Annotated in this window: 19 protein-coding genes; 11 read left to right on the forward strand and 8 right to left on the reverse strand. The window is 63.9% G+C overall.

Features of this window, described 5'->3' with window-relative positions; genetic code table 11:
• Nucleotides 1-166: 166 nt before the first annotated feature.
• The 4 genes from M2S36_RS21890 (at nucleotide 167) to M2S36_RS21905 (ending at nucleotide 5328) form a co-directional block, all read left to right on the forward strand.
• Nucleotides 167-1954 carry an N-acetylglutaminylglutamine amidotransferase gene (locus M2S36_RS21890; protein WP_207829128.1) on the forward strand — a complete coding sequence of 596 codons (1788 nt, stop codon included), beginning with the start codon at nucleotides 167-169 and terminating at the stop codon, nucleotides 1952-1954.
• A gap of 3 nt (nucleotides 1955-1957) precedes the next feature.
• The gene (ngg, locus tag M2S36_RS21895) at nucleotides 1958-3703 is read left to right on the forward strand and encodes an N-acetylglutaminylglutamine synthetase (protein WP_207829131.1); all 1746 of its coding nucleotides are present in this window, start codon (nucleotides 1958-1960) and stop codon (nucleotides 3701-3703) included.
• Between the two features lie 128 nt (nucleotides 3704-3831).
• On the forward strand, nucleotides 3832-5016 hold the full coding sequence (locus M2S36_RS21900) for an osmoprotectant NAGGN system M42 family peptidase (protein ID WP_207829140.1): 1185 nt from the start codon (nucleotides 3832-3834) through the stop codon (nucleotides 5014-5016).
• 84 nt (nucleotides 5017-5100) lie between these two features.
• A complete protein-coding gene (locus M2S36_RS21905; RefSeq protein ID WP_051099660.1) occupies nucleotides 5101-5328 on the forward strand; it encodes a YheU family protein in 228 nt (75 codons plus the stop codon).
• A gap of 32 nt (nucleotides 5329-5360) precedes the next feature.
• Here the strand turns inward: M2S36_RS21905 and csrA are convergent, their stop codons facing one another.
• Both csrA and M2S36_RS21915 read right to left on the reverse strand, forming a co-directional pair.
• Nucleotides 5361-5549 carry a carbon storage regulator CsrA gene (gene csrA, locus M2S36_RS21910; protein ID WP_063911603.1) on the reverse strand — a complete coding sequence of 63 codons (189 nt, stop codon included), beginning with the start codon at nucleotides 5547-5549 and terminating at the stop codon, nucleotides 5361-5363.
• Between the two features lie 121 nt (nucleotides 5550-5670).
• Nucleotides 5671-6480, reverse strand: coding sequence for an SDR family oxidoreductase (locus M2S36_RS21915; protein ID WP_207829152.1), 810 nt, complete (start codon nucleotides 6478-6480; stop codon nucleotides 5671-5673).
• Nucleotides 6481-6792: 312 nt separating this feature from the next.
• Between M2S36_RS21915 and M2S36_RS21920 the strand changes: the two genes are divergently transcribed.
• Nucleotides 6793-6945, forward strand: coding sequence for a DUF3309 family protein (locus M2S36_RS21920; protein WP_013971433.1), 153 nt, complete (start codon nucleotides 6793-6795; stop codon nucleotides 6943-6945).
• Nucleotides 6946-6998: 53 nt separating this feature from the next.
• On the opposite strand, the gene M2S36_RS21925 is transcribed toward M2S36_RS21920, so the two are convergent.
• From M2S36_RS21925 to M2S36_RS21935, 3 genes are all read right to left on the reverse strand, one after another.
• Nucleotides 6999-8663 carry a cation acetate symporter gene (locus tag M2S36_RS21925; RefSeq protein ID WP_063911601.1) on the reverse strand — a complete coding sequence of 555 codons (1665 nt, stop codon included), beginning with the start codon at nucleotides 8661-8663 and terminating at the stop codon, nucleotides 6999-7001.
• Entirely contained in the window at nucleotides 8660-8971 is a 312-nt protein-coding gene (locus M2S36_RS21930; protein ID WP_003260090.1) for a DUF485 domain-containing protein, read from the reverse strand. The genes M2S36_RS21925 and M2S36_RS21930 overlap by 4 nt, the downstream gene beginning before the upstream one ends.
• 244 nt (nucleotides 8972-9215) lie before the next feature.
• A complete protein-coding gene (locus M2S36_RS21935) occupies nucleotides 9216-10076 on the reverse strand; it encodes a glycine betaine ABC transporter substrate-binding protein (RefSeq protein WP_233687907.1) in 861 nt (286 codons plus the stop codon).
• A 197-nt stretch (nucleotides 10077-10273) separates the two neighbouring features.
• On the opposite strand from M2S36_RS21935, the gene M2S36_RS21940 reads away from it, so the two are divergent.
• The gene (locus tag M2S36_RS21940; RefSeq protein ID WP_333957839.1) at nucleotides 10274-11839 is read left to right on the forward strand and encodes a glycoside hydrolase family 17 protein; all 1566 of its coding nucleotides are present in this window, start codon (nucleotides 10274-10276) and stop codon (nucleotides 11837-11839) included.
• A gap of 48 nt (nucleotides 11840-11887) precedes the next feature.
• Here M2S36_RS21940 and M2S36_RS21945 read toward each other — a convergent pair whose 3' ends face one another.
• Nucleotides 11888-12256 (reverse strand): hypothetical protein, encoded by a 369-nt coding sequence (locus tag M2S36_RS21945; RefSeq protein ID WP_207829156.1) that lies wholly within the window; start codon nucleotides 12254-12256, stop codon nucleotides 11888-11890.
• A gap of 190 nt (nucleotides 12257-12446) precedes the next feature.
• Between M2S36_RS21945 and M2S36_RS21950 the strand changes: the two genes are divergently transcribed.
• Both M2S36_RS21950 and M2S36_RS21955 read left to right on the forward strand, forming a co-directional pair.
• Complete coding sequence (locus M2S36_RS21950) at nucleotides 12447-13745, forward strand: serine/threonine protein kinase (RefSeq protein WP_046616718.1); 1299 nt, start codon at nucleotides 12447-12449, stop codon at nucleotides 13743-13745.
• A complete protein-coding gene (locus M2S36_RS21955; protein ID WP_207829158.1) occupies nucleotides 13738-14562 on the forward strand; it encodes an MlaA family lipoprotein in 825 nt (274 codons plus the stop codon). The genes M2S36_RS21950 and M2S36_RS21955 overlap by 8 nt, the downstream gene beginning before the upstream one ends.
• A gap of 115 nt (nucleotides 14563-14677) precedes the next feature.
• Here the strand turns inward: M2S36_RS21955 and M2S36_RS21960 are convergent, their stop codons facing one another.
• Both M2S36_RS21960 and M2S36_RS21965 read right to left on the reverse strand, forming a co-directional pair.
• A complete protein-coding gene (locus M2S36_RS21960; protein ID WP_207829167.1) occupies nucleotides 14678-15826 on the reverse strand; it encodes a patatin-like phospholipase family protein in 1149 nt (382 codons plus the stop codon).
• 149 nt (nucleotides 15827-15975) lie between these two features.
• Nucleotides 15976-16911 carry a lipid A biosynthesis lauroyl acyltransferase gene (locus tag M2S36_RS21965; RefSeq protein ID WP_063911595.1) on the reverse strand — a complete coding sequence of 312 codons (936 nt, stop codon included), beginning with the start codon at nucleotides 16909-16911 and terminating at the stop codon, nucleotides 15976-15978.
• Nucleotides 16912-17022: 111 nt separating this feature from the next.
• On the opposite strand from M2S36_RS21965, the gene minC reads away from it, so the two are divergent.
• The 3 genes from minC to minE all read left to right on the forward strand — a co-directional run bounded on the left by minC (nucleotide 17023) and on the right by minE (nucleotide 18953).
• Nucleotides 17023-17781 carry a septum site-determining protein MinC gene (gene minC / locus M2S36_RS21970; protein WP_063911594.1) on the forward strand — a complete coding sequence of 253 codons (759 nt, stop codon included), beginning with the start codon at nucleotides 17023-17025 and terminating at the stop codon, nucleotides 17779-17781.
• Between the two features lie 101 nt (nucleotides 17782-17882).
• Nucleotides 17883-18695, forward strand: a complete 813-nt coding sequence (gene minD / locus M2S36_RS21975; protein WP_013971423.1) for a septum site-determining protein MinD — start codon at nucleotides 17883-17885, stop codon at nucleotides 18693-18695.
• A gap of 3 nt (nucleotides 18696-18698) precedes the next feature.
• Nucleotides 18699-18953 (forward strand): cell division topological specificity factor MinE, encoded by a 255-nt coding sequence (minE, locus tag M2S36_RS21980; RefSeq protein ID WP_003252572.1) that lies wholly within the window; start codon nucleotides 18699-18701, stop codon nucleotides 18951-18953.
• Nucleotides 18954-18995 lie beyond the last annotated feature (42 nt).

The raw sequence follows: 18995 nt of genomic DNA on the forward strand, positions 1-18995 counted from the left end.
GCGGGCGGCGCTCGGTCTCAAAGCCACAACAAATCCAACGCCATCCCCTTCACTCCAACCTCATATAACAGATCGATCTAAAACTCTCACAAACCACATGGGTCAGTTCCTTAAGGTGCCCTAATCCGGGGCACCCCCTCCCCAACGGAAAAACCGGTAAGGACCTATGTGCGGATTAGCAGGAGAGTTGCGTTTTACCCCCATCGATCAAGCCCCTCGCCCAGCCGACCTGGCTGCGGTAGAGCGCATCACCCACCACCTGGCGCCCCGCGGCCCGGATGCCTGGGGCTTCCATAGCCAAGGCCCGATCGCCCTCGGCCACCGGCGCCTGAAAATCATGGACCTGTCCGACGGCTCTGCCCAGCCGATGGTCGACAACACCCTGGGCCTTTCGCTGGCCTTCAACGGCGCCATCTACAACTTCCCCGAACTGCGCCAGGAGCTGCAGGCCCTGGGCTACAGCTTCTGGTCCGATGGCGACACCGAGGTGCTGCTCAAGGGCTACCACGCCTGGGGCGCGGCCTTGCTGCCCAAGCTCAATGGCATGTTCGCCCTGGCCATCTGGGAGCGCGACAACCAGCGCCTGTTCCTCGCCCGCGACCGCCTGGGCGTCAAACCCCTGTACCTGTCGCGCAACGGCGAGCGCCTGCGTTTCGCCTCGACCCTCCCAGCGCTGCTCAAGGGGGGTGACATCGACCCGATGCTCGACCCGGTGGCACTCAACCACTACCTGAATTTCCACGCCGTGGTGCCGGCGCCACGCACCCTGCTGGCCAACGTGCAAAAGCTGGAACCCGGCACCTGGATGCGCATCGACCACCATGGCGAAGTGGAACGCCAGACCTGGTGGCAGCTGCACTACGGCGCCAACCCCGACGAACGTGAGCTGGACCTGGAAGGCTGGACCACCCGCGTACTCGACGCCACCCGCGACGCCGTGGCCATCCGCCAACGGGCAGCAGTGGATGTGGGTGTGCTGCTGTCTGGCGGGGTCGACTCCAGCCTGCTGGTCGGCCTGCTGCGCGAAGTGGGCGTGGACGACCTGTCGACCTTCTCCATCGGTTTCGAGGATGCCGGCGGCGAACGCGGCGACGAATTCCAGTATTCCGACCTGATTGCCAGGCACTACGGCACCCGTCACCATCAGCTGCGCATCGCCGAGCACGAGATCATCGAACAACTGCCCGCCGCCTTCCGCGCCATGAGCGAGCCGATGGTCAGCCATGACTGCATCGCCTTCTACCTGCTGTCGCGGGAAGTGGCCAGACACTGCAAGGGCGTGCAGAGCGGCCAGGGCGCCGACGAATTGTTCGCCGGCTACCACTGGTACCCGCAGGTGGACGGCGCCGCGGATGCCTTTGCCGCCTACCGCGAGGCCTTCTTCGATCGCAGCCACGCCGAGTACCGAGACACGGTGCAGGCACCTTGGCTGCTGGAAACCGACGCGGCCGGCGACTTCGTCCGTGAACACTTCGCCCGCCCTGGTGCCCCCGATGCGGTAGACAAGGCGCTGCGCCTGGACAGCACGGTGATGCTGGTCGACGACCCGGTCAAACGGGTCGACAACATGACCATGGCCTGGGGCCTGGAGGCGCGCACGCCATTCCTCGACTACCGCCTGGTGGAGCTTTCGGCGCGCATTCCGGCACGTTTCAAGCTGCCTGACGGTGGCAAGCAGGTGCTCAAGCAGGCGGCGCGGCGGGTGATCCCGCACGAGGTGATCGACCGCAAGAAGGGCTACTTCCCGGTGCCGGGCCTGAAGCACCTGGAAGGCGCTACCCTCGGCTGGGTGCGTGAGCTGCTGACCGACCCCAGCCAGGACCGCGGGCTGTTCAACCCGACCATGCTCGACCGCCTGCTGAGCAACCCACACGGCCAGTTGACGCCGCTGCGCGGCTCCAAGCTGTGGCAGCTGGCGGCGCTGAACCTGTGGCTGAGCGAACAAGGAATCTGACCGATGAAAGCTCACGAAACTGCTTACGGTCAGCGCCTGCTGCGCGGCCAGGCGCCGTCCTACGAGCGCTTGCAGGCGCGCCTGGCCGGCGATGGCAGTCAGCCCCACGACCAGCCGCGCGCCGTGCATTGCGGCTGGGGCCGGCTGCTGATCGGCCACACCTACCCCAACCCGGCCGACCTGGCCGCCGACCTGCTGGAAGAACGCCCCGGCGAGCGCGACATCGCCCTGTACGTGGCCGCGCCACAACAGCTGCTGGCCCAGGCCCCGCAGCAACTGTTCCTCGACCCCTCCGACACCCTGCGCCTGTGGTTCACCGACTACCGCCCGGCGCAGCGCGTGTTCCGCGGCTTCCGCGTGCGCCGGGCGCAGAACCCGGGCGACTGGCAGGCGATCAACACCCTGTACCAGGCGCGCAGCATGCTACCGGTCGACGCCGAGCTGCTCACTCCACTGCACCTGGGCGGCCCGGTGTACTGGCTGGCCGAGGACGAAGACAGCGGCGCAGTGATCGGCAGCGTCATGGGCCTGAACCACGCCAAGGCGTTCGACGACCCCGAGCACGGCAGCAGCCTGTGGTGCCTGGCAGTAGACCCGCACTGCACCCGCCCCGGCGTGGGTGAAGTGCTGGTGCGCCACCTGATCGAGCACTTCATGAGCCGCGGCCTGGCCTACCTGGACCTGTCGGTGCTGCACGACAACCGCCAGGCCAAGCGCCTGTACCAGAAGCTGGGTTTTCGCAACCTGCCGACCTTCGCGGTCAAGCGCAAGAACGGCATCAACGAGCAGCTGTTTCTGGGGCCTGGGCCACAAGCCGACCTCAACCCGTACGCACGCATCATCGTCGACGAAGCGCTGCGTCGAGGCATCGAGGTACAAGTGGACGATGCCGCCGGCGGGCTGTTCACCCTCAGCCTGGGCGGGCGCCGCATTCGCTGCCGTGAGTCGCTCAGCGACCTGACCAGCGCCGTGACCATGACCCTGTGCCAGGACAAGCGCCTGACCCGGCATGCCCTGCACAACGCCGGGTTGCAGGTGCCGGCGCAGCAAATGGCCGGCAATGCCGACGACAACCTGGCGTTTCTCGACGAGCACGGCGCGGTGGTGGTCAAGCCGGTCGATGGCGAGCAAGGCCAGGGGGTGGCGGTGAACCTCACCTGCATCGAAGACATCACCCACGCCGTGGCGCATGCCCGCCAGTTCGACAGCCGCGTGTTGCTGGAAAGCTTCCACGCCGGGCATGACCTGCGCATCGTGGTGATCGGCTATGAAGTGGTCGCTGCCGCCATCCGTCACCCGGCGCAGGTGCTGGGTGATGGCAAGCACAGCATCCGCCAGCTGATCGATGCCCAGAGCCGCCGACGCCAGGCGGCAACCGCTGGCGAAAGCCGCATTCCACTGGACGACGAAACCGAGCGCACCCTGCGCGCAGCGGGCTTTGGCTACGACGACGTGTTGCCCGCCAGCCAGCGCCTGGCCGTGCGGCGCACCGCCAACCTGCACACCGGCGGCACCCTGGAGGACGTGACCGAACGCCTGCACCCGGTGCTGGCCGACGCCGCCATACGCGCTGCGCGGGCGCTGGAGATTCCAGTGGTGGGGCTGGACTTCATGGTGCGTGATGCCGGGCAACCGGAGTACGTGATCATCGAGGCCAACGAGCGTGCCGGCTTGGCCAACCATGAACCACAGCCGACCGCCGAGCGTTTTATCGACCTGCTGTTTCCGCATAGCCGGCCTCTGGCGTAACCGCTGCTGGCCTCTTCGCGGGTAAACCCGCTCCCACAGGTACGGCGCTGCGCTCAGGCCCTGTGGGGTCCCTGTGGGAGCGGGTTTACCCGCGAAGAGGCCGCCGCAGGATATAAGGAGCCCCAACCATGTCCGACCGCCATCCCGAACCCGATCTCGACTACCTCAAACGCGTGCTGCTGGAGATGCTCGCCATCCCCAGCCCCACCGGTTTCACCGACACCATCGTGCGCTACGTGGCCGAACGCCTGGACGAGCTGGGCATCCCCTTCGAGCTGACCCGCCGCGGCACCATACGCGCTACCCTCAAGGGCCGGCAGACCTCACCCGACCGCGCTGTATCCGCCCACCTGGACACCATCGGCGCCAGCGTGCGCCAGTTGCAGGACAACGGCCGCCTGGCCCTGGCGCCGGTCGGTTGCTGGTCCAGCCGCTTTGCCGAAGGCAGCCGGGTCAGTGTGTTCACCGACACGGGCATATACCGTGGCAGCGTGCTGCCGCTGATGGCCAGCGGGCACGCCTTCAATACCGCCATCGACCAGATGCCGATCAGTTGGGAACACGTGGAGGTACGTCTGGATGCCTACTGCGCCACCCGTGCCGACTGCGAGGCGCTAGGCGTGAGCATCGGTGATTTCGTTGCCTTCGACCCACTGCCCGAATTCACCGAAAGTGGCCACATCAGCGCCCGCCACCTGGACGATAAAGCCGGTGTGGCAGCACTGCTGGCGGCGCTGAAAGCCGTGGTGGAAAGCGGCCGCCAGCCGCTGATCGACTGCCATCCACTGTTCACCATCACCGAGGAGACCGGCTCGGGCGCCGCTGGCGCGCTGCCTTGGGATGTCAGCGAGTTCGTGGGCATCGACATCGCTCCGGTAGCGCCAGGACAGGCCTCCAGCGAGCATGCGGTGAGCGTGGCCATGCAGGACTCGTCGGGGCCTTATGACTACCATTTGTCCCGCCATCTGCTGAAGCTGGCCGGTGACCACGACCTGCCGGTGCGGCGCGATGTGTTCCGTTACTACTTCAGCGATGCCCATTCGGCGGTGACGGCGGGGCACGATATTCGTACCGCGCTGGTGGCGTTTGGCTGCGATGCCACCCATGGGTATGAGCGGACCCATATCGACAGCCTGGCGGCGCTGAGCCGGTTGCTGTCAGCGTACCTGCTGAGCCCGCCGGTGTTTGCCAGTGATTCGCAACCGGCCAATGCATCGTTGGAACGTTTCAGCCATCAGCTGGAGCATGATGCGCAGATGGAGAGCGATACGCGGGTGCCGGCGGTGGATAGCCTGGTCGGGAACAAGCCTTGAGGGCCCAGGGGGCTGCTTTGCAGCCCCAAAATCCCGAATGTTTCGCGTAGCATGTCCCCACCAACACCCTAGGCAACGCCCACCATGCTGATCCCCTACGACCAACTGCAAGCCGAAACCCTGACCCGCCTGATCGAGGACTTCGTCACCCGCGACGGCACCGACAACGGCGACGACACCCCGCTGGAAACCCGTGTGCTGCGAGTGCGCCAGGCCTTGGCCAAGGGGCAGGCGTTCATCCTGTTCGACCCGGAGAGCCAGCAGTGCCAGTTGCTGGCCAGGCATGATGTGCCCCGCGAGCTGCTCGACTAGCAGGTACGGCCTCTTCGCGGGCACAGGCAACATCAAACCCTGCGGGCTTTACCCTGCTGCCCTTCCTTGATGCGCTTGTACACCTCGGCCCGATGCACCGGCACCTGGCGCGGGGCATCCACGCCAAAGCGCACCACCCCTTCCCGCGTCTCTACCACCATGATCCGAATGTCATCACCAATCACGATGACCTCCCCTACTTCGCGCCCTATTACCAGCATGCTCCGATCCTCCAGACGAAAGGGAAAACCGGAGCCTGCCTTGATGGCATTCGGCTACTCAATAGCTCTGCTGCGAATCAGAAGCACCCTACATCTTGAGGTAATTTTCCTTACAGACGTGTCATCGCGAATGAGCCTTGGCCCGCATTTTCACCGCCATTTCAGCCATCTCGTCATACAGCCGCTCGGGGGCCTGACGCTTCAGTTGCCAGGCCTGGCGCCCGGCCTCATGGGGCAGGATCAGGAACTCACCCGCGCCAACCTGCTGGTGGATGTAGTCGGCGATTTCCGCTGCATTGATCGGCGAGCCTTCCAGCAGCTTGCCAACCTGCGCTTTCATCGCCGGGTTCGGCCCGCGGAACGAGTCCAGCAGGTTGGTCTGGAAGAATGACGGGCACACCACGTGCACCGCCACCTCCAGCTGGCGCAGCTCCACCAGCAGGCTTTCCGACAGGGCCAGCACGCCGGCCTTGGCCACGTTGTAGTTGCTCATGCCCGGGCCCTGCATCAGCGCGGCCATCGAGGCGATATTGATGATCCGCCCCTTGCTGCGCTCCAGCAGCGGCAGGAAGGCTTTGCAGCCCTTGACCACGCCCATCAGGTTGACCGCGATCTGCCAGTCCCAGTCCTCCAGCGAAAGTTCGGCGAAGAACCCGCCCGAGGCGACGCCGGCATTGTTGACGATCACATCGATGCCGCCGAATTGCTCGGTGCAGGCCTGGGCCAGGGCAGTGAGCTGGCTGTAGTCGCGCACGTCACAGCGCTGGACGAAGCCCTCGCCGCCGGCCGCGCGGGCCAGCGCCAGGGTTTCGCGCAGGCCGGCTTCGTTGACATCGGCCAGCGCCAGGCGCCAGCCCTCACGCGCCCAGCGCAGGGCGATCTCGCGACCGAGGCCGGACCCGGCGCCGGTGATCATGATGCGGTTTTGCATGGTGGCTGGCCTTGTTCTGATGGGTTGAGCAACAAGTCTAATCAAGGCCTCGGGGGCAGGCAGGGTTCATCAGGGTAGTGAATGGAAGGGCATGATTGTGTGGTCAGTTCCGGCCTCTTCGCGGGTAAACCCGCTCCCACAAGGACAGCGCAACCCACAGGCCTGTGATGATCCTGTGGGAGCAGGTTTACTCGCGAAGAGGCCGGCCCAAGCAACCACTCAAATGGAATTTTTTACACCCCCCACTAGTCCCTACTTGCAAGAGGCCAGCAGTCCGAGGCCCTTGACCTTCAACCACGCAAGGACTCCGTCATGACCACGATCCTCATCATCATCCTGATCCTTCTGCTGATTGGTGGCTTACCGGTCTTCCCGCACTCGCGCAGCTGGGGCTACGGCCCGTCCGGCATCATCGGCGTGGTGCTGGTTGTCCTGTTGGTGTTGTTGCTGCTAGGCATGATCTAGCGGCGAAAACAAAAAAACCGCGCCGAAGCGCGGTTTTTTCATTGCCGGAAGGATCAGTGCGAAACAGCCCCCGAAGCCCCCAGGCCAGTCTGCGAACGCACGAACTGCGGGAAGAACAGCGCACGTTCGTCTTCAGCAGCCTTGGACTTGTCGGTGACCGAGAAGAACCAGATGCTGACGAAGGCAATAGCCATGGAGAACAGCGCCGGGTACTCGTACGGGTAGATCGGCTTCTCGTGGCCGAGGATCTGTACCCAGATGGTCGGGCCGAGGATCATCAGCGTCACCGCACTCACCAGGCCCAGCCAGCCGCCGATCATGGCGCCGCGGGTGGTCAGCTTCTTCCAGTACATCGAGAGCAGCAGTACCGGGAAGTTGCAGCTGGCCGCGATGGAGAACGCCAGGCCGACCATGAAGGCGATGTTCTGCTTCTCGAACAGGATGCCCAGGCCGATCGCCAGCACGCCCAGGGCAACGGTGGTGATCTTCGACACGCGGATCTCGTCCTTGTCGTTGGCCTTGCCCTTGCGCCATACACTGGCGTACAGGTCGTGGGACACCGCCGAGGCACCGGCCAGGGTCAGGCCGGCAACCACCGCCAGGATGGTGGCGAAGGCCACCGCCGAGATGAAGCCGAGGAACACGCTGCCACCCACGGCGTTGGCCAGGTGCACCGCGGCCATGTTGTTACCGCCCAGCAGAGCGCCAGCGGCGTCCTTGAAGTCCGGGTTGGTGCTGACCAGCAGGATGGCGCCAAAGCCGATGATGAAGGTGAGGATGTAGAAGTAGCCAATGAAGCCGGTGGCGTACAGCACACTCTTGCGCGCTTCCTTGGCGTCACTGACGGTGAAGAAGCGCATCAGGATGTGCGGCAGGCCGGCAGTACCGAACATCAGTGCCAGGCCCAGCGAGAACGCCGAGATCGGGTCCTTGACCAGGCCGCCCGGGCTCATGATCGCCTCGCCCTTGGCGTGCACCTTGATCGCTTCGGAGAACAGGGTGTTGAAATCGAAGCCCACGTGCTTCATCACCATCAGCGCCATGAAGCTGGCACCGGACAGCAACAGCACGGCCTTGATGATCTGTACCCAGGTGGTGGCCAGCATGCCGCCGAACAGTACGTACAGGCACATCAGGATACCCACCAGGATCACCGCCACATGGTAGTCCAGGCCGAACAGCAGCTCGATCAGCTTGCCAGCACCGACCATCTGGGCGATCAGGTAGAAGGCCACTACCACCAGCGAGCCGGAGGCCGACAGGGTGCGGATTTCTTTCTGCCCGAGGCGGTACGAGGCCACGTCGGCGAAGGTGTACTTGCCCAGGTTGCGCAGGCGTTCGGCGATCAGGAAGAGAATGATCGGCCAGCCGACCAGGAAGCCGATCGAGTAGATCAGGCCGTCGTAGCCAGAGGTGAACACAAGTGCGGAAATACCCAGGAACGAGGCAGCCGACATGTAGTCACCGGCAATCGCCAGGCCGTTCTGGAAGCCGGTGATCTTGCCACCGGCGGCGTAGTAGTCCGACGCCGACTTGTTGCGCTTGGAGGCCCAGTAGGTAATGCCAAGGGTGAAGGCGACGAAAGCCACGAACATGGCGATCGCGGAAACGTTCAGCGGTTGCTTCTGCACCTCGCCGGTCAGGGCATCGGCGGCCCACACGGCGGGTGCGAAGGCTCCGCAGGCCAGTACGGCCAGGGCTTTGGCATGGCGAATCATTGTTGCGCCTCCTTCAGGATGGCCTTGTTCAGCTCATCGAATTCGCCGTTGGCACGGCGTACGTAGATGGCGGTCAGGACGAATGCCGAGACGATCAGGCCGACGCCCAGGGGAATACCCCAGGTAATCGATGACTCAGGGCTGAGCTTGGTGCCCAGGATCTGAGGACCGTAGGCGATCAGGAGGATGAAGGCGCAGTACAGGCCGAGCATGATCGCCGAGAGAATCCAGGCGAACCGTTCGCGTTTGGTGACCAGCTCCTTGAAGCGGGGGCTGTTTTGTATCGAGAGGTAAATGCTGTCGTTCATTGTTTTTGTCCTAGCAGCACAGATAGGGGTGGAACCCACGACCCTTACTTTATGCGGCTATCGGACGCCAACCAGACGACCTTAGTCTTAGATGCAACGGTGTTTTACCGGTTGCGTAACAAAGTGATGGCCTCTTCGCGGGTAAACCCGCTCCCACAAGGGATGTGCACAAGCCTGAAGACTGTGGATATCCCTGTGGGAGCGGGTTTACCCGCGAAGCAGCAAAACTGGTCCTGACAGGTTGTTACTTGCCAGTCCACTCCTTCACACGATCAGGGTGCTTGGCCACCCAGTCCTTGGCCGCCGCTTCAGGCTTGGCGCCTTCCTGGATCGCCAGCATCACTTCGCCAATCTCGTCCTTCGACTGCCAGTTGAACTTCTTCAGGAACTCCGCCACTTCCGGGGCCTTGGTCGCCAGTTCCTTGCTGCCGATGCTGTTCACGGTTTCCGCGGCGCCATACACGCCTTTCGGGTCTTCGAGGAACTTCAGCTTCCACTTGGCGAACATCCAGTGCGGTACCCAGCCAGTCACTGCAATGGACTGCTGCTTGGCATAGGCACGGCCCAGTTCCGCAGTCATCGCCGCGCCGGAGCTGGCCTGCAGCTTGTAACCGCTCAGGTCGTAGTCCTTGATGGCCTGGTCGGTCTTGAGCATTACGCCGGAGCCTGCGTCGATGCCGACGATCTTCTGCTTGAAGGTGTCGTCGGTCTTGAGGTCGGCGATGCTCACCGCCTTGACGTACTCGGGGACGATCAGGCCGATCTTGGCGTCCTTGAAGTTCGGGCCGTAGTCGACCACGTTGTCCTTGTTCTTGGCCCAGTACTCGCCATGGGTCACCGGCAACCAGGCCGACAACATGGCATCGAGCTTGCCGGTTGCCACGCCCTGCCACATGATCCCGGTGGCCACGGCCTGCAACTTCACGTCGTAACCGAGTTTCTGCTTGATCACTTCGGCGGCCACGTTGGTGGTCGCCACGCTGTCAGCCCAACCATCCACGTAACCAATGCTTACTTCTTTGGCCATTGCCTGTGCCGCGCTCATGGCCAGTACCATGGCGGTGCCCACACCCAGGAAACGTCGCATTCTTGTAATAGCAGCCATCAAAGCATCCCCTCGTCAGGTCTCGGAATTTGCATCATCGTCCTGCAACAATAGTCGACCTGCTCCAGCTACGACCTGTAGCCGCCCCATATGCGACAGCACTATGCCATTAGCGGCATCGGCGTACGCCGACCTGCGCGATCCTTGCATGCCAAAGGTTTGGCGCCGGGCTACTATCTACCCTTTTGCGCCTGACGATGGACCGCCCGATGCCCAGTTCTACCCGCCTGCTGCTGCCGTTGTACCTGCTTGCCTGCCTGCTCGCCCTGCTCGGGCTCGGAGGGCTCTGGTACGGGCTTGGCAAGCCGGTGCAACTGCCCGACGCGGCCAGCCCGACACACAAGCTGCAATGCGCCTCGTACACCCCGTTCGACAAGGACCAGTCGCCCTACGACCAGCCGTTGCGCCTGCGCCCGGCACGCATGGATGCCGACCTGGCGTTGCTGGCCGAGCGTTTTCAGTGCATCCGTACCTATTCCCAGACCGGTCTTGAGGCGATCCCGGCGCTGGCGCGCAAGCATGGCCTGAAAGTGATGCTGGGTGCCTGGGTCAATGCCCACCCGGCAGACACCGAGAAAGAAATCGACCTGCTGATCGCCGCCGCCAACGCCAACCCCGACGTGGTCAGCGCGGTGATCGTCGGCAACGAGACGCTGCTTCGCAAGGAAGTAACCGGCGCGCACCTGGCCACGCTGATCGCCCGGGTGAAAAGCCAGGTCAAGGTGCCGGTAACCTACGCCGATGTGTGGGAATTCTGGTTGCAGCACCCGCAGGTGGCACCTGCGGTGGACTTCCTGACTATCCACCTGCTGCCTTACTGGGAAGACGACCCGCGAGGCATCGACGAAGCCCTGGCCCACGTCGCCGATGTGCGCCGGGTGTTTGGCACGCGCTTCGCGCCCAAGGACATTCTGATCGGCGAAACCGGCTGGCCCAGCGAAGGCCGCCAGCGCGAGACCGCGGAGCCCAGCCGGGTCAACGAGGCGCGCTTCATTCGTGGGTTTGTGGCCATGGCCGAAAACAACGGTTGGCATTACAACCTGATCGAGGCGTTCGACCAGCCATGGAAGCGCGCCAATGAAGGGGCGGTCGGTGGTTACTGGGGGCTTTACGATGCCGACCGGCAGGACAAGGGCGTACTTGAAGGGCCGGTGAGCAACCTGCCTTACTGGCCGCAATGGTTGCTGGCCGGTGCCGTGCTGATGGTGCTGATGCTGATGCTTGCCGGGCGCCCTGCCACCCCGACAGCGGCCATATTGCTGCCGTTGCTGGCGGCGTTTGGTGCCGCTTGCCTGGGGCTTTGGGGCGAGCTGATGCGCACCCATGCGCGGTTTGCCGGGGAATGGCTGTGGGCGCTGCTGCTGGCGGGGCTGAACCTGTTGGTAATGGCCCATGCCGTGCTGGCCCTGGCGCGGCGCACGGGCTGGCGCGAGCGCCTGTACGCCTGGCTGCAGGCGCGGGCCGGCTGGTTGTTGCTGGCGGCAGGTTTTGCCGCAGCGGTCAGCATGCTGGCGATGGTGTTCGACCCACGCTATCGCAGCTTCCCCAGCGCAGCGCTGGCGCTGCCGGCGCTGGTGTTTGCACGGTGGCCGGTGCGGGCGCCGCGGGCGGAGGTGGCGTTGCTGGCGTTCATCGTCGGTGCCGGGGTGGCGCCGCAGTTGTTTGTGGAAGGGCTGGAGAACCAGCAGGCCTGGGGGTGGGCCGGGGTGAGTGTGCTGATGACGGCTGCCTTGTGGCGGAGCTTGCGATTGCGACCGGCTTGAGCATTAGGGTGGGGTCGGCAGGGGCACAACAACCAAGGCATCTCCCTTTCAGCCACGCCGCGCTTGCCTGACCAACCGCAACCCCGCCAGCACCAGCGCGAACACGGCAATGCTGGCGGTATACAGCACCAGCGCCGGTACTGCGAACACCAACGCCACCACTGCCAGCCACCAGCCGCTACGGCCAGCAACGACCTGCGCCAGCAGCGCCAGCGCCAGCCCGCTCCAGGCCATCACCTGATGATGAATGCCCAACCCCAGCAACGACCGCACCTCACACTGCCAGTACGCCGCCGGCGCCGTGCACAGCCCAACCCATTGCCCGTCTTCCATCAGCCCGTAGCGCACGCCATAACTGGCAGCAAGCCACAGCCCCAGAAACAGCAAAAGCAGCGCAGCCGGCAGCGAACGAGACATCCAGTTCTCCAATAGCGGTAATCGAAAGCATCCATGATCGCTTATGCCCTGTTGTAAGGCAAAATCACATCTCTGCAGCTATGTTGCAGTTAACAACTGCACCAAAGACCACCGCACTTGGCAACTTTGCCCGGTCCGCTGTGGTCCTAGCCTGCACACTGCTCGACCTTGCGTTCTTCTGGGGGATTACATGCTTCGATCTTTGCGCCTCGCTGCCTTGCTCGGCGGCCTGCTCATGGCTGTGGCCGCTTCGGCGCGGGATATCGACGCCGCGAGCTATGGCTACCCCTTGACCAACCCGTTCGAGGCAACCATCGCCACCACGCCGCCAGACCAGCGCCCCACCCTGCCCGACGATGACGAAATCAGCCAGTCCGACTACAGCCTCAATCTGCGCCCGGACCGTGAGTTCACCCTGCCCGACAACTTCTGGGCAGTGAAAAAACTCAAGTACCGCCTGGCCCGCCAGGACCACGAGGCACCGCTGATCTTCATCATCGCCGGTACCGGTGCGCCCTACACCAGCAGCATCAACGAATACCTGAAAAAGCTGTTCTACCAGGCCGGCTTCCACGTGGTGCAGCTGTCGTCGCCCACCAGCTACGACTTCATGAGCGCCGCCTCGCGCTTCGCCACCCCCGGCGTCAGCCAGGAGGATGCCGAAGACATGTACCGGGTAATGCAGGCCGTGCGCGCCCAGCACCCGCGCCTGCCAATCAGCGAGTTCTACCTCACCGGCTACAGCCTGGGCGCACTCGACGCGGCCTTCGTCAGCCACCTGGACGAAACCCGCCGCAGCTTCAACTTCAAGCGCGTGCTGCTGCTGAACCCGCCGGTCAACCTGTACACCTCGATCAACAACCTCGACAAGCTGGTACAGACCCAGGTCAAGGGTATCGACCGCAGCACCACCTTCTACGAGCTGATGCTGGCCAAGCTGACCCGCTACTTCCAGGAAAAGGGCTACATCGACCTCAATGAAGCCCTGCTGTACGACTTCCAGCAGTCGCGCCAGCACCTGTCCAACGAGCAGATGGCCATGCTGATCGGCACCTCGTTCCGCTTCTCGGCGGCCGACATTGCCTTCACCTCCGACCTGATCAACCGCCGCGGCCTGATCATTCCGCCGAAGTTCCCGATCACCGAAGGCAGCAGCCTCACGCCGTTCTTCAAGCGTGCCCTGCAGTGCGACTTCGACTGCTACATGACCGAGCAGGTCATCCCCATGTGGCGCGCCCGCACCGATGGCAACAGCATCCTGCAACTGGTCAACCAGGTCAGCCTGTATGCGCTGGAGGACTACCTGAGCAGCAGCGACAAGATCGCCGTGATGCACAACGCCGACGACGTCATCCTCGGCCCCGGCGACATCGGCTTCCTGCGCAAGGTATTCGGTGAGCGCCTGACCCTTTACCCCCACGGCGGCCATTGCGGCAACCTCAATTACCGCGTCAACAGTGACGCCATGCTGGAGTTCTTCCGTGGTTAACAAACTCCTCTTCGCCACTGCCCTGTTCGCCACCGGCCATGCCCTGGCCGCCGAAACCGCCCCCCGGGCCAGCGTGGTCGAAGCCGACCCGCAAGTTACCGAAGCACCACTGGCGCCCGAGGCCGATGGTTTCCTCGACCCGCTGCGCGAGCTGAAATTCAACCCGGGGCTGGACCAGCGCGAGTTCGAGCGCTCTACCCTGCAGGCACTGAACGTGTACGACCCGCTGGAGTCGATCAACCGGCGCGTCTATCACTTCAACTACCGTCTGGACCAATGGGTGCTGCTGCCCATGGTAAGCGGCTACCAGTACGTCACGCCGCGCTTCGTGCGCACCGGGGTGACCAACTTCTTCAACAACCTGGGCGACGTGCCGAACCTGTTCAACAGCGTGTTGCAGTTGAAGGCCAAGCGCTCGGCGGAGATCACCGCACGGCTGATGTTCAACACCATCATCGGCGTGGGTGGGCTGTGGGACCCGGCTACCAGCATGGGCCTGCCGCGGCAAAGTGAAGACTTCGGCCAGACCTTGGGCTTCTACGGCGTACCGGACGGGCCGTACCTGATGCTGCCAGTGCTGGGGCCGTCGAACCTGCGCGATACCACCGGGCTGGTGGTGGATTATGCGGGCGAACAGGCGATCAACTACCTGAATGTGGCCGAAGCCAGCAGCGACCACCCGGAAATCTCCGTCCTGCGTGTGGTGGACAAGCGCTACAGCACCAAATTCCGCTATGGCCAGCTCAACTCGCCGTTCGAGTACGAGAAGGTGCGGTATGTGTATACCCAGGCGCGCAAGCTGCAGATAGCCGAGTAGGCAGGCCAGGCCTCTTCGCGGGTAAACCCGCTCCCACAGGGACTGCACCACCCTCAGGTATTGTGCGATCCCTGTGGGAGCGGGTTTACCCGCGAAGAGGCCGGCACTGGCAACATCAAGTCCCCAGGAACTGGCAAAGCTCCCGCTTCTTGGCCAAGGCATCCTTTCGCCCCAGCTCTATCAGCTCGCTGCAGTAACTGGCCTCGAACAGCAAATAGCTCAACACCCCCGCCCCGCTGGTACGCGTCGCCCCCGGCCCACGCAGGAACACGCGCAACGCCGCCGGCAACTCGCGCCGGTGCCGCGCGGCAATCTCGTCCAGCGGCTGACTGGGCGCCACCACCAGCACGTCGATAGGCGCCAGGCCCAGGCGCCGGGCATCCAGGTGCGCCGGCAACAGGTGGCTCAGGTGGTTCAGGCGCTGCAGCAGCTCGATATCATCTTCCAGGCTGTCAATGAACGTGCTGTTGAGCATGTGCCCGCCGATCTGCGCCAGGCTCGGCTGCTGCCCGCTGAACACGCGCTGGGTCGGCAACGGTGGCGCCGGCCGCTGCGGGTTGCCACTGACCCCGACGACCAGTACCCGGCTGGCGCCCAGGTGCAAGGCTGGGCTGATCGGCGCCGACTGGCGTACCGCACCATCACCGAAATATTCGTCGCCCAGCCGCACCGGGGCGAACAGCAGCGGGATGGCCGCACTGGCCAGCAGGTGGTCGATGGTCAACGGCGTGGGCATGCCGATGCGGCGGTGGCGCAACCAGGCTTCGATGGTGCCGCGGCCCTGGTAGAAAGTCACCGCCTGGCCGGATTCGTAGCCAAAGGCGGTCACTGCGACGGCGCGCAGTTGCTCGGCGGCCAGGGAGTGGGCGATGCCGTCCAGGTTCAGGTGTGCCTGCAGCAGGCCGCGCAATGGGCTGCTGTCCAGTAGCGCCACCGGCGCCGGGCCACCCAGGCCCAGCAGGTTGTGGCCGACGAAGCGGCTGGCCTGGCGGACCACGCCAGGCCAGTCGCTGCGGATCACCAGATGGCTGCGAAAGTTCTGCCAGAAGGCGGTGAGCCGTTGTACGGCTTCGCTGAAATGGGTGGCGCCGCTGGCCAGGGTGACGGCGTTGATGGCGCCGGCGGAGGTACCGACGATGACCGGGAACGGGTTGTGCGCGCCGGCGGGCAGCAACTCGGCAATGCCGGCCAGCACGCCGACCTGGTAGGCGGCGCGGGCGCCGCCGCCAGAAAGGATGAGACCGGTTACCGGGGGTGGCGCCATAGGAGTCCTTCCTGGGGTTGATGTGCTGTCAGTGCCGGCCCTTTCGCGGGTAAACCCGCTCCCACAGGTATTACAAAGCCTTCAGGGCCTGTGGAAAACCTGTGGGAGCGGGTTCACCCGCGAATAGGCCGGCACAGGCAAAACAAGATTCAACGCTTCTTCTTGTCATACAGCCGCGGCGCCCCTTCGGGCCGCGACTTGAACCGGCGATGCGCCCACAGGTACTGCTCGGGGCATTCGCGCAACACGCTTTCGACCCACTGGTTGATGCGCAGGCAGTCCGCCTCTTCGCTCTCCCCGGGGAAGTCCGCCAACGGCGGGTGGATCACCAGACGATAGCCGCTGCCATCTTCCAGGCGCTTCTGGGTGAACGGAATCACCTGCGCCTTGCCCAACCGGGCAAACTTGGTGGTGGCCGTCACCGTCGCCGCCGGGATGCCGAACAGCGGCACGAACAGGCTCTGCTTGGCGCCGTAGTCCTGGTCCGGTGCGTACCAGATCGCCCGGCCCGAACGCAGCAGCTTGAGCATGCCGCGCACATCCTCGCGCTCCACCGCCAGCGAGTCGAGGTTATGCCGCTCGCGGCCGCTGCGCTGGATGAAGTCGAACAGCGGGTTGCCGTGCTCGCGGTACATGCCGTCGATGGTGTGCTGCTGGCCGAGCAGCGCGGCGCCGATTTCCAGGGTGGTGAAGTGCACCGCCATCAGGATGGCACCCTGCCCCGCCTGCTGGGCGGCCTGCAGGTGCTCCAGCCCCTCGACATGGGCAAGGCGCGCCAGCCGGGCCTTGGGCCACCACCAGCTCATGGCCATTTCGAAGAAGGCGATACCGGTGGAGGCGAAGTTGGCCTTGAGCAGACGCTGCCGTTCGTCGACCGACAGCTCCGGGAAGCACAGTTCCAGGTTGCGCGCGGCAATGCGCCGCCGCTCACCGGCAAAGCGGTACATCACCGCACCCAGCGCGGCACCGACTTTCAACAGGACCCGGTACGGCAACTGGACCACCAGCCACAGCAGGCCCAGGCCCAACCACAGGCCCCAGAAACGTGGGTGAAGGAAATAGGGACGAAAACGCGGGCGTTCCATTGAAGCTTCCGGAAAGACAAAGGCCGCGCATTCTACAACGGATCAGCGCATGTTGCGGGCAACCGGTCTTATCGTTATAAGTCAGGGCACTTTTTTCGCAACAAGCCGTCTATGCAGACCATGAGCCCAAACCACACACCCGATACCGCCTCCGTGTTCCAGCTCAAGGGCAGCATGCTCGCCATTACAGTGCTGGAGCTGGCGCGCAATGACCTTGAGGCCCTCGACCGCCAACTGGCGGCCAAAGTCGCCCAGGCACCGAACTTCTTCAGCAACACGCCGCTGGTGCTGGCGCTGGACAAGCTGCCGGCCGGCGAAGGGGCAATCGACCTGCCCGGCTTGATGCGGATCTGCCGCCACCACGGCCTGCGCACCCTGGCCATCCGTGCCAGCCGTATCGAAGACATCGCCGCGGCCATCGCCATCGACCTGCCGGTGCTGCCACCATCCGGCGCCCGCGAACGGCCGCTGGAGCCCGAGCCCGAGGTGAAGAAGCCCGAGCCGGCCCCGGTCCCGCCGCCGATCCTTGAACCCGAGGTGCGCCCGACCCGAATCATCACTTCGCCAGTACGTGGCGGCCAGCAGATCTATGCCCAGGGCGGCGACCTGGTGGTGACCGGTTCGGTCAGCCCGGGGGCGGAACTTCTGGCCGATGGCAACATCCATGTGTACGGCGCCATGCGCGGCCGCGCCCTGGCCGGCATCAAAGGCAATACCAAGGCACGTATCTTCTGCCAGCAGATGACCGCCGAAATGGTCTCCATCGCCGGCCAGTACAAGGTCTGCGAAGACCTGCGCCGCGACCCGCTGTGGGGCACCGGCGTGCAAGTCAGCCTGTCTGGCGACGTGTTGAACATCACCCGTCTTTAACGGATACTTGCCAGCATTTTTAGTGCAACTTTTCTTACCGTTGCCATTTTTTTGTATTTTTGCAGGGACTTGTGTCCCGATTATTTTAGGGGTGAAACACCTTGGCCAAGATTATCGTGGTTACTTCCGGCAAGGGGGGGGTGGGCAAGACCACTACCAGCGCCGCCATTGGTACCGGCCTCGCACTGCGTGGCCACAAGACCGTCATCGTCGACTTCGACGTGGGCCTGCGTAACCTCGACCTGATCATGGGCTGCGAACGCCGCGTGGTGTATGACTTCGTCAACGTGGTCAACGGCGAAGCCAACCTGCAACAGGCCCTGATCAAGGACAAGCGCCTCGAGAACCTGTACGTGCTGGCCGCCAGCCAGACCCGTGACAAGGACGCGCTGACCCAGGAAGGCGTGGAAAAGGTCCTGATGGAGCTGAAGAAAGACTTCGACTTTGTCATCTGCGACTCGCCGGCCGGTATCGAGAAAGGCGCACACCTGGCCATGTACTTTGCCGACGAAGCCGTCGTGGTCACCAACCCCGAGGTGTCCTCGGTACGTGACTCCGACCGCATGCTGGGCATCCTGTCGAGCAAGTCGCGCCGCTCCGAAAATGGCGAAGAGCCGATCAAGGAACACCTGCTGATCACCCGCTACCACCCGGAGCGCGTGGAAAAGGGCGAAATGCTGAGCATCGCCGACGTCGAAGAAATCCTGGCGATCAAGCTCAAGGGTGTGATCCCCGAGAGCCAGGCCGTGCTCAAGGCTTCCAACCAGGGTATCCCGGTCATCCTCGACGACCAGAGCGATGCCGGCCAGGCCTATAGCGATACCGTCGACCGTCTGCTGGGCAAAGAAAAGCCCCTGCGGTTCATCGAAGTGCCGAAGCAAGGATTCTTCGCGCGCCTGTTTGGAGGCAAGTAAACCATGAACCTTTTTGACTTCTTTCGTGGCAGACAGAAACAGACCAGCGCGTCGGTAGCGAAAGAGCGTCTACAGATCATCGTGGCGCACGAGCGCGGCCAACGCAGCGAACCGGACTACCTGCCAGCGCTGCAGAAAGAACTGCTGGAAGTGATCCGCAAATATGTAAACATCGGCAACGATGATGTGCATATCGAGCTGGAAAACCAGGGTAGCTGCTCGATTCTGGAGCTGAACATCACCTTGCCGGATCGCTGATTTCGCGACCAGGCCTGGATCATTGGGGCTGCTTTGCAGCCC

It is taken from the genome of Pseudomonas sp. SF2 (genome assembly GCF_036858055.1).
In the GTDB taxonomy this organism is placed as follows: Bacteria; Pseudomonadota; Gammaproteobacteria; order Pseudomonadales; family Pseudomonadaceae; genus Aquipseudomonas.

What these genes read in the sequence shown, in the direction of transcription:
- M2S36_RS21965 (WP_063911595.1), bottom strand. Translation starts at nt 16,911, where the DNA reads ATGGAACGCCCGCGTTTTCGTCCCTATTTCCTTCACCCACGTTTCTGG.
- M2S36_RS21915 (WP_207829152.1), bottom strand. Translation starts at nt 6,480, where the DNA reads ATGCAAAACCGCATCATGATCACCGGCGCCGGGTCCGGCCTCGGTCGC.
- M2S36_RS21950 (WP_046616718.1), top strand. Translation starts at nt 12,447, where the DNA reads ATGCTTCGATCTTTGCGCCTCGCTGCCTTGCTCGGCGGCCTGCTCATG.
- M2S36_RS21925 (WP_063911601.1), bottom strand. Translation starts at nt 8,663, where the DNA reads ATGATTCGCCATGCCAAAGCCCTGGCCGTACTGGCCTGCGGAGCCTTC.
- M2S36_RS21905 (WP_051099660.1), top strand. Translation starts at nt 5,101, where the DNA reads ATGCTGATCCCCTACGACCAACTGCAAGCCGAAACCCTGACCCGCCTG.
- M2S36_RS21930 (WP_003260090.1), bottom strand. Translation starts at nt 8,971, where the DNA reads ATGAACGACAGCATTTACCTCTCGATACAAAACAGCCCCCGCTTCAAG.
- M2S36_RS21900 (WP_207829140.1), top strand. Translation starts at nt 3,832, where the DNA reads ATGTCCGACCGCCATCCCGAACCCGATCTCGACTACCTCAAACGCGTG.
- M2S36_RS21890 (WP_207829128.1), top strand. Translation starts at nt 167, where the DNA reads ATGTGCGGATTAGCAGGAGAGTTGCGTTTTACCCCCATCGATCAAGCC.
- csrA (WP_063911603.1), bottom strand. Translation starts at nt 5,549, where the DNA reads ATGCTGGTAATAGGGCGCGAAGTAGGGGAGGTCATCGTGATTGGTGAT.
- minE (WP_003252572.1), top strand. Translation starts at nt 18,699, where the DNA reads ATGAACCTTTTTGACTTCTTTCGTGGCAGACAGAAACAGACCAGCGCG.
- M2S36_RS21960 (WP_207829167.1), bottom strand. Translation starts at nt 15,826, where the DNA reads ATGGCGCCACCCCCGGTAACCGGTCTCATCCTTTCTGGCGGCGGCGCC.
- M2S36_RS21935 (WP_233687907.1), bottom strand. Translation starts at nt 10,076, where the DNA reads ATGGCTGCTATTACAAGAATGCGACGTTTCCTGGGTGTGGGCACCGCC.
- minC (WP_063911594.1), top strand. Translation starts at nt 17,023, where the DNA reads ATGCAGACCATGAGCCCAAACCACACACCCGATACCGCCTCCGTGTTC.
- M2S36_RS21945 (WP_207829156.1), bottom strand. Translation starts at nt 12,256, where the DNA reads ATGTCTCGTTCGCTGCCGGCTGCGCTGCTTTTGCTGTTTCTGGGGCTG.
- M2S36_RS21920 (WP_013971433.1), top strand. Translation starts at nt 6,793, where the DNA reads ATGACCACGATCCTCATCATCATCCTGATCCTTCTGCTGATTGGTGGC.
- M2S36_RS21940 (WP_333957839.1), top strand. Translation starts at nt 10,274, where the DNA reads ATGGACCGCCCGATGCCCAGTTCTACCCGCCTGCTGCTGCCGTTGTAC.
- ngg (WP_207829131.1), top strand. Translation starts at nt 1,958, where the DNA reads ATGAAAGCTCACGAAACTGCTTACGGTCAGCGCCTGCTGCGCGGCCAG.